The following is a 14160-nucleotide window of genomic DNA, read 5'->3' on the forward strand; positions in this document are numbered from 1 at the left end:
CACGTCACGGTCGGGGTGGGGGACCAGCCGGTCGATCCGCACGGTGTGTCCCGCGCTGCCCGTCAGGTCGATGCGTCCGATCGTGGCGGTCGTGGGGTTCTCGGGCGCCCCCTGCACGACCGGATCGCTCTGGGTCTCGGTGAAGCAGGACTTCGCCGTGATCACCCACGACGGGCTGATCAGTGACCCCGAGCAGGCACCCGCGCGGCCGATGTCGAGCTGCACGACCGCCGCCGCGACCGCCCCGACCGGGGCGGTTCCCTGCACCGCGTACGCGGCCGGGACCCCGAGACCGGCCAGCACCAGTGCAGTCACACCGACGCGAACGGTCCAGTTCTTGTGCATGCCCATTCTTCCTCTGCATCCGTTGCTGTCGTGTCGCGCGGTCATTAGGCACCCAGTCGAAGTTCGACCCGGACCGCTCGCGGCACATGCGAGCCGTACTCGGGATCGATGGGGAACGCGCCTTTCAGAGGCGTGCCGTCCGGCGGAGATGTGATCACGATGGAATTCGCGCATCCCTGATAGGGACCTTTGCCGTGACGAGAGTGTCGTTGAAGTAGGAATACTCCACCAGCATCGGCCCCGGCCCGCAGCGAATCCATAGTTCCGTCGACCGCGACACCAGCTCGGTCGCAAGCAAAGCCCCTGTGTGCGCCTCTACGCGGATGCTCGGTATCGCGAGTGAACCCCACATGACCACAAACGCGTCCGTTTCAGGAGTCAACGCGTCCAGTTGCGCGGCGAGCGCTGTCGAGTCCGCACTGGTCGAGGAGACAACGCTGTCCGGGGACTGAGACCAATCAATTGTTCCATCAGATCGTCTAGGAAAGGCGCCAAGACTTTCTCGCTCGACGCGCAGATGCTCCTCCAGGGTGAGGAGATGCGCACCGTCGCGTCCTACCCAGGTCGCGGCCGCGCCAGGCTCTTTGGCGAGACGGACCAGGGATTCTGGAAGCAGGTCTGGTCGGGATGCGTAGCCAGATTTCGTCGTCACGCGTTTCCTCCTAGGAGGCGGATAAAGTCGGCTTCGGTTCCTGACCACGGGACCGCGTATTTTTCCGCGGACTCACCTCGGCCTATCTCGACATTGATGTGTGGACCCTTGACCGGGTCGTAGTCCATTCGGAAGCGCTTGAAGACTCCGTCGACGCGGGTGGTGAAGCCGACGATCTGGTCGTACGTGCTCGGCGAGCTCTCCAGCCTCCCGTAATATGGAGCACGAGAAACTGGGTCTATTGGTCCCAAGAGATCGAGCGCCTTGTTTCGCGCCTGTTCGAAGTGTTCGAACTGGTCAAGAACTTCCTCGCCGCACTTGTTGTGGACAAGAAGCTGGTCCTCGCCCACGTGATATGTGTGGAAACCGTCGACGGACAGGTTGTACGCCAACCCGATGCGTGACGTGTCAGTCAGTAGACCGTCGACCGATCGGACCTCTCCGTCGGCGGTCTCCAGCAGATCGCCCGGAATCAGGTCCTGAGCGGGGGTAAAGCGCCCGCTCGTCACGGACCAGAACGGATGGTCCTCGGTGGTCCCGATCAGAGCGCCATCCTTGAGCCGGAGGTCGATGAGCGTGTCTTCATGCACGAAGACATGGGTGACACTCTTGACCGCCTGTTCCCCGGTGATCGGGTTGGAGGCCGTGACTTTGTCCCCGACATTCACGGTCTCGATGGACCTGGTCGACCCATCCGCCATCAGGACCGGCGTCGAGCCCTCGAACGAGCATGCTTGCTTGAGTCCGTCCTGGATGAGCTTGATCGATGCGCGAAGTCGATCCGTCAGCCTCGCGACCTTCGCCGTTCCTGCTGCCGCCCCGACGGCGGGCACCATCGCGAGCAGCGACAGGCCGGCCCCGCCCCAGTCGCCGCGGTAGGCGGAAATGGCCATGTCGAGGCCGTCGCACACTTCACCGACGCCGGGAATCAGGCCGCACAGGCCCAGCGCGAGCTGCGCAACATCCCACATCAGATCGCTGCTGTCGTCGACAAACTGCTTGAACTGGCTGTACATCTGGCAGCCAAGTGAGTCGCGACTCGATGGCAGGTCGCACTTGGCGGGGTTCAGCATCACCTCGCCGAACGCCTTGAATCCGTCCACGCAGACGTCCGGCGACCCGAGTGCGACATCGATCGACGTCAGGCAGTTCCAGTACCGGTGGGTGTCGTTGGCCGTGCTCGTGCCGTTCGGCCCGCTTCCCGGCGTCGTGTCGCGGTCGGCAACCTGCTGCTGGTTCACACGCGCGACGTAGGAAGCCGAGGCTTCCTGGGCGGCCGAGTTCGCGTCCGCAGCGTCCTGGCCCGCGGCGTTGGCGGACCACCGCGCGTCCTGCTTCGCCCATTGCGCGGACTCTGCGTCAGTCCTTGCTCTCTGGGAGGCTTTGGTGGCGGTCAGCGCGGAGCGTGCGGCGTTGTTGGCATTGGTCTGTGCCGAGGCGGCCGCGTTCTTCGCGGTTTGCGCAGAAGCTGCGGCCTGATCTGCGGACGCCTTCGCGGACGACGCGGACTGGTTCGCCTGAGCCGCATAGGCCGCGGCTTGGTTGGCCGCGGCTGCGGCCTGGTTGGCGTAGCTCGCGGCATCTGCGGCGGCGCCCCTCGCGACAGCGGCGACGCGGCGTGCTTCGGCGGCGTCGGCCAGTGCGGTCTGGGCGTACTGCTGGGCCTGCTGGACCAGGCCGCGCACTGCCTGGACGTGTGCAGCCTGCTCGGTGTCGCGCTGCGCGGCCTCGAACTGGCCGACTGTCAGGAAGTACGTGCCGTAGGCGGCGGGACCGGCCAGGGCGACCTGCGCGGCTGCCTTGACCTCCGGGCCTCCGGCGCCGAGGATCCGGGCCATCTCGACCCGCTGGTCGGCTGCTCGTGCGGTGTGCTGCCCGGTGCGCAGGAACTCGTGGACCTCCGCAGTGGGTCCCGCCAGTGCCTTCTGCGTCGCGGCATACAGCACCGGGCCGGGCTTGGAGGCCAAGATCCGGGCCAACGCGAGGCGGTCGTCGAACATCTTGCGCGGGTAGGCGCGGGTCCGCAGGAACGTCGCCACCGTGGTGTCGTCGCCGTCCAGGGACGCCCGCGCGGCGGTCTTCTCCTGCCCGTCGGGCAGAGTGTCGACCAGGTGCCAGACCCGAGCGCGGTTGTCTTGACCCGCAGCGAGCCGGCGTCCCCCGGTCAGCCAGGACCGCAGCACCACCTCGTCGCCGGCCAACGCCTCCGCGGCGGCCGCCTTGGTCCACTCCCCACCGGTGGTCATCAGGTCGAGCGCTGCTCGGCGACCCTTGTCGATCACGACCTGCTCGGACGCGCCGTCAGCGGTCGCGGCGTCCAGCAGGGCACGGGTCGACTCCGGGATGCGAGCCTCTTCCTCGGTGTCCCACCGCACGTTGCGGTCCCACCCGGCCAGCTCGCCGCCTGCCTCCCGTGCAGCCTTCTCGGCGGCCACCGCCTCCTGCGCCTGGGCGACGCCTTCCTCGGTGGCCTCGGCGAGCCGTGCGGCGTCCGCGTCGCGGGCCAGCTTCTCGACGGTGACCGCTTGCGCCGCTGCGGCCACCGCGAGCTCGGACGCCGCCGTGGCCTGCTCCGCGTGCGCGGTCGACTTCGTCGCGGCCTCCGCCGCCACGCCCGCCTGAGCGGCCGCCTCGTCGGCCGCCGCCGCTGCCCGGGTGGCGTGCCCTGCGGCCTGGCGCGCGAAGGCGAACGCCTCGTCGGAAGCAGCGGCGGCCGCCTCGGCGAACTGCAGGCTGCGCTGTGCCGCTCCGGCCGCGCGCGCGGCCTGCACCTTCGCCGCCGCAGCGGCTGCCTGCGTGCGCTTCGCCTGCGCCGAAGAGACCCCCGCCTGCCGAGACGCCTTGTCCGCCGCCACCGCGGCAGCGTCCGCGTTCACGCTCGCGCTGGCCGCTGCTGACGCCGCCGCCCGTGCCTGCGCCAACGCCGCGTCACGCTGCGCCCGGACCTGGTCGAGAGCCGCGGCCTGCGCCGCTGCATCGCGTGCCGCCTGTGCCGCGGCCCGCGCCGCAGCAGCCTTCCCCGCGTCCGTACGCGCCGCCGCCGCCGCCGACTGCGCCGCGGCGGCCGCACGCGCCGTCAACGACGCGGCCGCAGTCGCCTGACGCGCCCCGTCCGCAGCCGACTGCGCTGCCCGCAACGCCGCGCTCGACGCCGAGACCGCCTCCGAAGCAGCACCCTGCGCCGCCGCCGCCGCGTCCGCGGCCCGGCCTGCCGCCGCTGACGCGCCCTCGGCCGCACCACCGGCGGCCTGGGCCTCGGCCAGGGCCTCCTGTGCCGCAGCCTTGGCCTGCTCGGCCGCACCCACGGCGCGCGACGACGCCTCCGACGCCGCTGCCGCCTCCGTCGCAGTAACCTGGCCCGCCTGCTTGGCCTGCTCCGTCAACCCGCGGATCGAGGCCATCTCCTGATCCCGTGCCCTCGCCACGAACTGGCCGTTGGCGAGGAACTCGTGCAGCTCCTCCGCAGTCCCGGCCAGCGCGGCCTGCGCGGCGGCATCCAGCAACGGACCGCTGTTGTTCAGCGAGCCGGCCAGCATCGTCGCGGCCATCAACCGCTCATCCTTGAACTGCGCCAACGGCAAGCTCGAGGTCAAGAACTTCGACCACGCCTCCGCATCACCCGCCAGCGCCGTCTGCGCGCCCCCGCGCGCCGCAGGTCCGCCGCTCTCCAGAACCCGCGCCACCCGCAGACGCTCGTCGGCAGCCCACGCGGTCGTGAAGCCGCCGTCGACGAACTGCCGAAGGTCCTCGTCGGAACCCTCCAGCGCCGCCAGTGCTGCGGACGTCATCGTCGGGCCGTCGGTACTCGCCAGCACCTGCGCCGACGCCCGATAGTCGGCATCCAGAGCGTCGTCGAAGGCCGAGTTCACGAACGCCTCGAGGTCCGACTCCGAGCCCAGCAACGCCGCTTCGGCCGCCCGCCGCACCGACGGCGTCCCCGTCGTCAGCAGGGACACGACCCACGACCGGTCCCCGCCTGGATCCGTCGGTTCGTCGGCGAACGCGGGTGCCCCGCCCACGGTGCACGCCAGCACCACCGCCACTACACCAGCAACGACCGACCGCAGACCGACGCGCGCCACGAACTCCCCCTTAGGAGCGACCCGTCGCGGCATCGCTGCCACGACGATCACCATCGCCAAGCACTGAACGGTGGGACTCAGAGACCAGACTCTGCACACGACCTCGTGCCCGGGTCGCGCGAGGCGGTTCTGACATGCCCCCGACGACGGAGGTTAGCGGCCCTGTGACTCCCGCGTGACCGGTTTAGGCATGGAATCGGAGAGCGGTCTCGGCGTGACGCTGGCCGCTCGGGCGTGCGCCAGCCAGACTGGCGGCATGCAGCTGCCCGTGATGCCGCCCGTCGACCCGATGCTCTCCAAGTCGGCGCCGAAGATCCCCGCGGGGAAGCTGTACGAGCCCAAGTGGGACGGCTTCCGCGCGATCGTGTTTCGCGACGGGGACGCCGTGGAGATCGGCTCGCGGAACACCAAGCCGATGCAGCGGTACTTCCCGGAGGTCGTCGAGGCGCTCCTGTCGTATCTCCCCGACCGGTGCGTCGTCGACGGCGAGATCATCGTGCCCTCGTCGGCCCACTCCGGGCTGGACTTCGAGGCGCTGCTGCAGCGGGTGCACCCGGCGGAGTCGCGCGTGCGGTTGCTGGCTGCCGAGACGCCGGCGCTGCTGGTGCTGTTCGACGTGCTGGCGCTGGGGGACGACGACCTGACGGGGCGGCCGTTCTCCGAGCGGCGCGCGGTGCTCGCGTCGCTGGTCAAGCCGGGTGGCCCGATCTCGATCACCGCCCAGACCGACGACATCTCCGTGGCTGAGCGGTGGTTCTCCCAGTTCGAGGGCGCGGGGCTGGACGGGATCGTCGCGAAGGATCCTGACGGGCTGTACGAGCCTGGCAAGCGGACGATGCAGAAGGTCAAGCACGAGCGGACCGCCGACTGCGTCGTGGCCGGGTATCGCCCGCACAAGTCCGGGGACGATGCCGTTGGATCCCTGCTGCTCGGGCTGTACGACGAGTCCGGGACGCTCGCGTCCGTCGGTGTCGCGGCGTCGTTCCCGATGGCGCGACGGCGGGAGCTGGTCACCGAGCTCGCCCCGTTGGTCGTGCCCCTGGAGGGGCACCCGTGGGACTACTCCGCGATGGCTCGGACGCCTCGCGAGGCCGAGGGCAGCCGCTGGTCGCGCGGGAAAGACCTCTCGTTCGTGCCGCTGGAGCCGTCGCTAGTGGTGGAGGTCGCGTACGACCACATGGAGGGCGTGCGGTTCCGGCACACCGCGCAGTTCCGCCGGTGGCGCCCGGACCGCACACCGTCGTCGTGCACGTTCGAGCAGCTCGAGGAGCCGGTCTCGTACTCGCTGAAGGACGTGCTCGCGACCAGCTGACCGGTCCACAGGCTGCGCATGGGTTCGCTCCAGCGACCTCCCGGGTGCGGGCGGTTGTCTCTTCCTTGACGGCGCCACCCGGGGGTCGTCGGGGAGGTTCATTGCCATGGACGAGCAGCAGGTTTCTGGAGCGTCCGGCGCTCCTGTCGACTCTTCCGCGATGACGTCGGGCGATGTCGCCGTCGCGACGAAGCCCGTCGTGCGGCGCGGAGTCGCGTTCGGTGCCGCGGGCGGTGCGCTCGCCCTCGGCCTGCTCGCCGGAGGTGTCAGCGGCGGTCTGGTCGCTGCGGCGCTGGCGTCGTCGAACACCGATGACGCGGCGACGTCGACGATCGAAGGTGCGGCGTACGTACCGCCGACGATCGAGGAGCAAATCCCGCCGTCGTGGGGGACCGCGCCGTCGACCTCGGACCAGGCCGACGCCACCGCGGCGACCGCGGACCAGCAGGTGGGCGTCGTGACGATCACCAGCACGCTCGGCTACCAGGACGCGCATTCCGCCGGCACGGGCATGGTGCTGACGTCGGACGGGCTGGTGCTCACCAACAACCACGTGATCGAGGGCTCGACGTCCATCGGGGTGACGATCGAGTCGACCGGCGCTTCGTACGTGGCCGTCGTCGTCGGCACGGACGCCTCGTCGGACGTCGCTCTGCTCCAGCTCCAGGACGCGTCAGGGCTGGCCACGGTCGCGCTGGACGACGACAACGGCGTCGCAGTCGGCGACGCGGTGACTGCCGTCGGCAACGCGGAGGGCGGCGGCGACCTGCTCGCGGCCCTCGGCAGCGTGACCGCCCTCGACCAGACGATGACGGCATCGTCGAACGGGTCCACGCCCGAGACGCTCGACGGGCTCATCCAGTTCTCCGCGGCCGTCGTGCCGGGGGACTCGGGTGGCCCCGTTTTCGACGACGAGGGCGAGGTGATCGGCATGACGACCGCCGCGTCGAGCAGCACCGTGGACACCGTCGCGTACGCGATCGACATCGAGGACGCGTTGGTCATCGCCAACCAGATCCAGACCGGTGCCGCTTCCGACACCGTGACCATCGGGTACCCCGCCTTCCTCGGGATCTCGCTGGGATCCGACGGCTCCGTCGCCGGCGTTCTGGAGGGCACGCCCGCCGAGTCGTCCGGTCTGGTCGCCGGCGACATGATCACGGCCGTGGACGGTGTCGCTGTGACCGCGTCGTCGTCGCTCTCCACCCTGCTGGACACCTACGCACCTGGCGACACCGTGACGCTGACCTGGACCGTTGCCGCTACCGGCGCTTCCACCTCGGCTCCAGTCACCCTCATCGCCGGACCGGCCGACTGAGGGAATGAGCACGACCAGCCTGCCGTTGGGAGGTAGGCTGGTGGTGCTGGCCGTGCTTCGGTACCGCCGGTGCTTGAAAATTGAACATGGGGGTGATCGGTTTCGACGGTGATCGTCGAACCAGGAGAAGCGGGTCGAGGACGCACGGTTATCTCGTCAACGCTCCGTGCAAACCAATAGGTGCCAATACAAACCGCACCGACTTCGCCCTCGCCGCCTGAGCGAGTCCCGAAGTCCGTTGGCCTGAGTACGCTCTCGACTCAGTAACCAGCGTCATCTAGAGAGCCACTGCTGGTAATCGTCGTCAGTGCGATTGCCGGGACTTTTAGCTGACTGAGCCCGTCCACGGCTTGCCTGTGTGACCGTGGGGGCTGAGAAAATCACAGCAGGCTGCACCCGGAGAATCCCTGGTACTGCGTCATCGGACGCGGGTTCGATTCCCGCCACCTCCACCAATCTGACCTGCGGAAACGCAGGTCATGTTGACCAGAAGTAGCCATTCGTTGACACGGATGGCTATTTTTGTGTCTATGGCGAGCATCCGTGAGCGCCGGCGCCGCGATGGCTCTAGGGCCTTCGCCGTATTGTGGCGCGACCCCGATACCGGGCGCCAGACCTCTCTCACCTACGACGATGAACGCGACGCAACTGTCGCCAAACAACTCATCGAGGCTGCCGGCGGTTACGCGGCTGAAGCTGCGCGAATCGCCGATGCCGTGCGGCATCGTGGCCCGAGTGTCGACGATGTCATCTCCGAGCACATCGAGTTGTTGACCTCGGTCGGCGCAGACACCCGTGCCCACTATCGCCAGCAACTCGCGTCGCACATCTCGCCGGTCCTCGGCAGCTACGCCGTGAAGTCGATCACCTACCGGCATGTGGCCAACTGGGTTCGCACGATGAGCGAGCGCGGCTACGCGCCCAAGACGATCGCGAACGTACATGGCCTGTTCTCCGCTGCGATGTCCACCGCGGTCCGGCTCGGGTATCGCGAGGACAACCCGTGCGCGGGTGTCGAGCTGCCGAAGTCGCAGGCGACTCACGACGACATGACTGTCCTGACACGGGACGAGTTCGCGCTCTTGCTGTCGAAGGTTGCGGGGTACTACCAGCCGCTCGTGCTTCTGCTCGTTGCGACGGGGCTCCGGTGGGGCGAAGCAACCGCGCTCACGGTCGCCGACTTCGACCTCCGATCGACCCCGGCGACGGTGCGTGTCACCAAGGCATGGAAGCGCGACGAGAATCGACACTGGTTCGTCGGGCCACCCAAGACCAGGCGCGCGCGGCGCACGGTGTCGCTGCCCGATGACCTCCTTCCCATTCTCAAAGGCGTCGTCGCTGAGAAGTCCCCGGGCGACCTGGTCTTTCCGAACACGATCGGAAACCAGCTGTCGTCGTCGAGGTTCTGGACTCAAACCTGGACGCCGGCGCTCGACGCCGCGATGAACCCGTTGCACCCGGATGGGTCACCGGACCCCAACGCACCCAGGCTCACTAAGCGGCCGCGCGTTCACGACCTGAGGCACACCCACGCCTCATGGATGATCGCGGCAGGCGTCGACCTGTTCATTCTGCAGCGGCGACTCGGCCACGAGTCGATTACGACGACGACCGAGACCTACGCGCATCTGCTGCCGGATCAGCAAGCCTCAGCGGCTGCCGCGGCGGGCCGAGCGCTTGAGGGGCTGGTAACGCCGCCGTCGACCCCCGGTGACGCGCGCTAACGCATCGACATGCAAGTCGACACCCTCGCTAGAAAAACCTCACCCACCTCACCTGCACCTGCTTGGGACTTGCAGTGTAGGTGCCCTGGATCTACTGTTGCACCTGTATTCAAGATGCTGGCACAGTACAAGGAGCACACGATGAACGTATCTACCGACCGCGCGGACGCGGTGCTGACCAAGGCGCTTCGCGCTGCTGCTGAGGCCTTCCTCGCGGCCTTGGACGAGGGTGCCGGCGCTATCGCGAATGCCGCGACGGACGACGGCGAGCCCGCTGAGTACGACCCGCTGCACGACGCGCCGCTGTTCACTCCGAACCCGCAGAAGAGTGCGACCGAGGCCCAGCAGCAAATGGCCTGGATCACCTACCTTGGGGCAATTGGTCGCCTGAACGCGGAGGAAGGACGCGGAGCCAACGCCAAGGAGATCTCCGAGTTCGCCAAGAAGGCTGGCTACATGGGCGGCAACGCGGTCAACGGCTGGAACTCTCGTCCCGGCAGCCCGCGCGCCGTGGAGGTCGTGGACGGCGCGCGCTTCCTGAATGACGGCGCGCTCGGCTGGATCGAGAAGGACGCCGCGAAGCTCGGCATCAGGCTCGTGGGCGAGTTCTCCACCGTGCCTCGGCCGGAGTGAGACTGCCGCCGTCGGCGCTCAAACACGTTGCTTGAGACCTCCGGGGTGCGGCGGCAACCGCGAAGCAGAACGACCCACCCAGTCATCGCGCTGCGCCTGATCGGCGCAAGGCGGACGACCGGTGTGTCGCTCCACCGAGATGAAGGCCGCGACCCAGGTGACCATATGCTTCGACCATGTGGAGCGAGTCGAACAACTATGGGTTTGAGAACGAGCTGGACTACCTGCGCTCGCTCAAGAAGGACGACAGCTACACCTTCACCTATCCGTTCGAGTACATCGCGAAGAACCACGGGAACGACAACTACGACATCGCGACGACGGACATGTTTGTTCGTGTCGAATGGAGCGACACAGAAGCTGGCTACGCGATGGCCTACGACGTCCCCGAGATGTACAAGATCGACCCCTCCGAGGGGAACGGCGATGCCGCAAGCTTCTACGACAGTGCTGTGTCCTGGCGGTTGGAGGACGACCTCAACGCCCTCGGAATCGGATTCGAACTCCGAGCCTTCTAGCGTTCTTCGCTAGCGAGAGCGCACACGCAGCCTCCCGTGGCGTCAAGCGCACCGCAGGCGCGGCAGTCACCTGCGCACCGAAGGCGCAAGACTTTCGTGGTGGTGTCGTCGGCCCGCGCGGACGTCGGCTCGGGCGACGCGCGACTCAAGACCGCTCAGAACATCTGGGGATCACCCTGGACGTGTGGCCGGCGTTGGTGGGCACGGATGGATCGGATCGTCGCGCCGAGCGCGCCCAGATCTGTCGACGCGTTCTCTGGCGGCTCGTCGTCTTCGGTATGTCCCGGGACGGTGGCGAGCTGGATGAGGGCGTCGACGTGCTCGGGAAGAAACCGGATCTTGCCCCGCCCGAACCTGAGATGCGGCACACGGCCGCGCCGCGCCTGCTCGCGGACCCACGAGGTCGAAATCCCGAACGACTCGGCTATCTCCTCTGGCGTCGCCGCCGTGTAGTCGATGCCCACCGCTGCTCCTTCCACTTGCCGATCCAGCGTTTCGCTCGGTGCTGCCGGTTTCGCGAGACGAAACCGGCCGATTTTCGGCGTATTTCTGGCTCGGCATCGCTGATCCGCACCGCCTGTGAACTGGTCAACGCCCTTCAGCGCAAAGAGCTTCGACGTACGCGTCGAGTGCTGCGACGGGTACCCGGCGGCAGCTCCCGATCTTCACGCTTCCCAGAGTTCCCGCCAGGATCAACTCGTAGACCTTGGTGCGACTGATGCCGAGCGCGCGAGCGACCTCTTCGGTTGTGAGCAGCAACTTCGTCCCGACCGTCATGGTCAGCTTCGAGGGGAGGGAGGGCTGGTAGGAAGACCCGCGATGTACTGCTCGAGATCGGGAAGGCGGATGCGCCGTAGCCGTTCGCCGACCAGCACGGAGGGGAGCAGACCCGAAGCAAGCAGGCCGTAGACGGTGTCTCGACCGCAGCCCAGCTCGGCGGCGACATCCGCGACGGACAGCAGCATCCGGGCGCGCGGCGCCTCGTCGACATGCAGTGTGCTCATCGGTACTCCTACCGAAAGATCGCAGATGGGGACGAGGCGGGGCCGTGGGCGATGATCCGTTGCGCGCTGGCGATGGTGAGTTTCGCCTGCCGTCTGGGCAGGCCGGCGGTCACCGCGGCGTCCACGAGCGGGTCGAGATCGCCGATGCCGGCCTCGGCTGCGCGGCAGGCGGCCCAGAACAGGGCGTTGTTGCGATTGCCGGCCGGTTGCCGCGCCACGTGGGACGCGAGCCAGGCGGTCCGCTGCGCGTCGGACGCGTCGACGGGCTCGCGCCGCGGTGAGCGTGCCGGGGCGGGCGGCGCGACCAGACGGGTCACGCGGGCCCAGTCGAGCGGCTGGCCGGGCGCCGTGACGGCGCGGATGACCTCGTACCTGCGTGAGTACGCCTTCGTCTGCCCGAGGGACGGCGGCAGGAGCACGTAGCCGCCCGTCGCTCGGAAGTCGATGTGCTGTTCGCGCAGCGACCCGTTCCGCTGGCTCGTTCCGGGGTAGTGCAGGTGCAGGCCACCCGACGGAGTGCGAATCGCGCGCTGCCACCCGTCGAGCGCGCCGGCGACCGTCGCCCGGCGGTAGGCGGCCCACCCGTTCCCTTCGGGACGAACGTCGATGTCGAGCACGTCGAATCCCGGCGCACCAGTCGGGGTCGCGATGTTCGCCTGCGGCCGCCAGGACCACCACTCGAGGATCTGATCGGGATCGGTGGTGGCGTCCAGGAAGCCGCTGCTCGTCAGCGGGGTCTTGCCGCCGGGCAGGCACGGGAAGACGCGAATGCCGCTCTCGGCGTAGGTCAGCGCGTGCGTGAGCAGGTCCGGTGCGGTGTCGGTGGCGGTCACGTTCGCGTCCTCCTCGTCGACGGCAGCGTTGTGGGCGGGAGTTCTTCGCCTGCGCACGCGTCCGGCGGCAGAGCCACCCATGGCGGAACCGGATCGGCTCGATGCTCGCCCGCCCGGCATCCGGTCCGGCCCGCCCAGAGCTGAAGCCGGCCTCGGGCATTGCCGAGGATCTGGTGCCATTCGGCAGGGCCCATGGGGCTGCCGGCGTGGTCGAAGCACGCGCGGTGCGCCGTGTGGAGGGCGGAGAGCTCCTCGACGAGCGCGTTGTGCTCGGCCCAGCACGGCGGGACCTCGCGGTGATCGAGGGCGTAGCGGCTCACCAGCCAGTGCACCCATAGCTGCAGGGCGTCGTGAGCGGCGCGGGCGTCAGCGCCACCGAGCCGGGACCAGTCGACGGGCCGGGGTGTGCGCCCGAGGATGCGGTCGACGAGCTCGTCGCCATCCAACAGATGGTCGTCGGCCGCGAGATCGTCATCGGTCACGCGATCCACGTGGCCGCCGCAGCCCGTCGAAGCTGATCAAACCCGTGCGTGAGCGCAGGCCAGCCAGGCTTGCTAGGGCGCATCGCGCTCTGGCGGCGTTCCAGTGCGCTGCGCAAGGCCGCGGTCGCGTCGGTGGCAGCGGGGCCAGCGGCTCGTTCGGGACCGGTGATAGCCGCAACGTTTGCCAGGCCGCTCCGGATCTCGGCCGACGCCTCCTCCAGCGGACGCAGGAACGGGACCATGTCGGCGCGGTTCGCCAGGCGCCACAGATAGCGGGGCTGCTCAGAGCGGTCGCGGATCGCGACGCTATGAGAGCGCACAGACGTTTCAACAGCCTGAACGAGCCCAGCGGTTGCTAGTGCAGCCGCCCGGGCGTAACCGATCAGCGCCGGTACGGCGGCATGGGCGTCGGCTGGGTGCCGCGCCAACGGGTCCAGGACGTTCCGGAGGCTGGTGTCGATCTCTCGAGCCTGGGCCCCGACGACCGCGCTGTGTGCGGTAAGCGATCCGACGATGGCGCGGTGCGCGACAACGGCACCCGCCAGGGCGTCGCCGTGCAGCTCGAGGACGACGGCGGTGAGCGTGGCCGGCCCGGTCGGCGGGCTGAGCCGAGCGCGATCGGCCGAGCGAAGCGCCGCCGCGGCGGCACGCGACGTCTGTGCAAGGACACGAGTGACGGCGAGCAGGTCGCCGATGGCCGGATCGCGGCGCACGAGAAGCAGGCTCAAGTTGGTTGTGGCCGGCGCAAGATGCCACACATCGCTCACGGTCTGGGGTCGGTGTCCGCGCCCGGGCGGGAGCCGGATCGCAGACGTGGCCGGTGCAGGTTCGTCGCCTGCGAGCCTGGACACCTCGCGAGCCGCCAGCGCCAGCGCGGCCATGGCACGACGGGACACGTTCGATGCGTCGCCGTCCACCGCGAGAACCCGCAACACGTCGAGGCGTGCGATGGCCAGCACCTCGGCCAGGGAAGCGACCGTTCGGACCACACCCCATCGCTCCTCCTCACTGAGCTGTGCGGCGTGGGCCGTGATGGCGTGAGTCATGCCCGCCATGGAAACGACGAGCCCCGTCCACTGAGCCGCCCTGCTCGTCGCTGCCTTGGGGTCCGTAGGCGCTCCGCTCCACCGGGCGGAGGGAGGCCCGAGGTCGTAAGAGCCCGGGAGGCGGGGGAGCGCCGCCAGGCCTGTGACGAGCTGCTGCACGGGATGGCGGGCCACCTCCGCGACGCCGGAGTCCGGCTTGCGTGCAGTGAGG

At 68.8% G+C, this 14160-nt stretch carries 14 protein-coding genes and 1 other RNA gene; 6 read left to right on the forward strand and 9 right to left on the reverse strand.

What is annotated here, in order from left to right; genetic code table 11:
* The 3 genes from J2X26_RS21310 to J2X26_RS21320 form a co-directional block, all read right to left on the reverse strand.
* Nucleotides 1-345 (reverse strand): trypsin-like serine protease (locus tag J2X26_RS21310; RefSeq protein WP_307494726.1); only part of this gene is annotated, 345 nt, incomplete at its 3' end.
* 154 nt (nucleotides 346-499) lie between these two features.
* Nucleotides 500-997: a hypothetical protein gene (locus J2X26_RS21315; protein ID WP_307494727.1), complete on the reverse strand. Its 498-nt coding sequence runs from the start codon at nucleotides 995-997 to the stop codon at nucleotides 500-502.
* Nucleotides 994-5133: a polymorphic toxin-type HINT domain-containing protein gene (locus J2X26_RS21320; RefSeq protein WP_307494728.1), complete on the reverse strand. Its 4140-nt coding sequence runs from the start codon at nucleotides 5131-5133 to the stop codon at nucleotides 994-996. The genes J2X26_RS21315 and J2X26_RS21320 overlap by 4 nt, the downstream gene beginning before the upstream one ends.
* Before the next feature lie 202 nt (nucleotides 5134-5335).
* Here J2X26_RS21320 and J2X26_RS21325 point away from each other — a divergent pair, with 202 nt between their 5' ends.
* The 6 genes from J2X26_RS21325 to J2X26_RS21350 all read left to right on the forward strand — a co-directional run bounded on the left by J2X26_RS21325 (nucleotide 5336) and on the right by J2X26_RS21350 (nucleotide 10584).
* Nucleotides 5336-6391, forward strand: coding sequence for an ATP-dependent DNA ligase (locus J2X26_RS21325; RefSeq protein ID WP_307494729.1), 1056 nt, complete (start codon nucleotides 5336-5338; stop codon nucleotides 6389-6391).
* A 160-nt stretch (nucleotides 6392-6551) separates the two neighbouring features.
* Entirely contained in the window at nucleotides 6552-7709 is a 1158-nt protein-coding gene (locus tag J2X26_RS21330) for a S1C family serine protease (protein WP_307494730.1), read from the forward strand.
* 88 nt (nucleotides 7710-7797) lie between these two features.
* Nucleotides 7798-8164, forward strand: a transfer-messenger RNA (tmRNA) gene (gene ssrA, locus J2X26_RS21335).
* Nucleotides 8165-8239: 75 nt separating this feature from the next.
* Nucleotides 8240-9433 (forward strand): tyrosine-type recombinase/integrase, encoded by a 1194-nt coding sequence (locus J2X26_RS21340; RefSeq protein ID WP_307494731.1) that lies wholly within the window; start codon nucleotides 8240-8242, stop codon nucleotides 9431-9433.
* 141 nt (nucleotides 9434-9574) lie between these two features.
* Nucleotides 9575-10066, forward strand: a complete 492-nt coding sequence (locus J2X26_RS21345) for a hypothetical protein (RefSeq protein ID WP_307494732.1) — start codon at nucleotides 9575-9577, stop codon at nucleotides 10064-10066.
* Between the two features lie 176 nt (nucleotides 10067-10242).
* Nucleotides 10243-10584, forward strand: coding sequence for a hypothetical protein (locus J2X26_RS21350; RefSeq protein WP_307494733.1), 342 nt, complete (start codon nucleotides 10243-10245; stop codon nucleotides 10582-10584).
* A gap of 155 nt (nucleotides 10585-10739) precedes the next feature.
* Here the strand turns inward: J2X26_RS21350 and J2X26_RS21355 are convergent, their stop codons facing one another.
* From J2X26_RS21355 to J2X26_RS21375, 6 genes are all read right to left on the reverse strand, one after another.
* Nucleotides 10740-11048 (reverse strand): helix-turn-helix domain-containing protein, encoded by a 309-nt coding sequence (locus J2X26_RS21355; RefSeq protein ID WP_307494734.1) that lies wholly within the window; start codon nucleotides 11046-11048, stop codon nucleotides 10740-10742.
* Nucleotides 11049-11172: 124 nt separating this feature from the next.
* Nucleotides 11173-11361: a helix-turn-helix domain-containing protein gene (locus tag J2X26_RS21695; protein ID WP_368671711.1), complete on the reverse strand. Its 189-nt coding sequence runs from the start codon at nucleotides 11359-11361 to the stop codon at nucleotides 11173-11175.
* Nucleotides 11362-11363: 2 nt separating this feature from the next.
* The gene (locus tag J2X26_RS21360; protein ID WP_307494735.1) at nucleotides 11364-11588 is read right to left on the reverse strand and encodes a helix-turn-helix domain-containing protein; all 225 of its coding nucleotides are present in this window, start codon (nucleotides 11586-11588) and stop codon (nucleotides 11364-11366) included.
* 8 nt (nucleotides 11589-11596) lie between these two features.
* The gene (locus tag J2X26_RS21365; RefSeq protein WP_307494736.1) at nucleotides 11597-12421 is read right to left on the reverse strand and encodes a bifunctional DNA primase/polymerase; all 825 of its coding nucleotides are present in this window, start codon (nucleotides 12419-12421) and stop codon (nucleotides 11597-11599) included.
* Nucleotides 12418-12903 (reverse strand): hypothetical protein, encoded by a 486-nt coding sequence (locus J2X26_RS21370; protein WP_307494737.1) that lies wholly within the window; start codon nucleotides 12901-12903, stop codon nucleotides 12418-12420. Before J2X26_RS21370 ends, J2X26_RS21365 begins: the two co-directional genes overlap by 4 nt.
* Nucleotides 12900-13949, reverse strand: a complete 1050-nt coding sequence (locus J2X26_RS21375; protein WP_307494738.1) for a hypothetical protein — start codon at nucleotides 13947-13949, stop codon at nucleotides 12900-12902. Before J2X26_RS21375 ends, J2X26_RS21370 begins: the two co-directional genes overlap by 4 nt.
* Between the last annotated feature and the right edge of the window lie 211 nt (nucleotides 13950-14160).

Source organism: Cellulomonas humilata (genome assembly GCF_030814415.1).
GTDB classification, from domain to species: domain Bacteria; phylum Actinomycetota; class Actinomycetes; order Actinomycetales; family Cellulomonadaceae; genus Cellulomonas; species Cellulomonas humilata_A.

Excerpts from the sequence above, each read along its gene's own strand:
- J2X26_RS21320 (WP_307494728.1), bottom strand. The coding sequence starts at position 5,133 with ATGGTGATCGTCGTGGCAGCGATGCCGCGACGGGTCGCTCCTAAGGGG.
- J2X26_RS21325 (WP_307494729.1), top strand. The coding sequence starts at position 5,336 with ATGCAGCTGCCCGTGATGCCGCCCGTCGACCCGATGCTCTCCAAGTCG.
- J2X26_RS21330 (WP_307494730.1), top strand. The coding sequence starts at position 6,552 with ATGACGTCGGGCGATGTCGCCGTCGCGACGAAGCCCGTCGTGCGGCGC.
- J2X26_RS21340 (WP_307494731.1), top strand. The coding sequence starts at position 8,240 with ATGGCGAGCATCCGTGAGCGCCGGCGCCGCGATGGCTCTAGGGCCTTC.
- J2X26_RS21345 (WP_307494732.1), top strand. The coding sequence starts at position 9,575 with ATGAACGTATCTACCGACCGCGCGGACGCGGTGCTGACCAAGGCGCTT.
- J2X26_RS21350 (WP_307494733.1), top strand. The coding sequence starts at position 10,243 with ATGTGGAGCGAGTCGAACAACTATGGGTTTGAGAACGAGCTGGACTAC.
- J2X26_RS21695 (WP_368671711.1), bottom strand. The coding sequence starts at position 11,361 with ATGACGGTCGGGACGAAGTTGCTGCTCACAACCGAAGAGGTCGCTCGC.
- J2X26_RS21360 (WP_307494735.1), bottom strand. The coding sequence starts at position 11,588 with ATGAGCACACTGCATGTCGACGAGGCGCCGCGCGCCCGGATGCTGCTG.
- J2X26_RS21375 (WP_307494738.1), bottom strand. The coding sequence starts at position 13,949 with ATGACTCACGCCATCACGGCCCACGCCGCACAGCTCAGTGAGGAGGAG.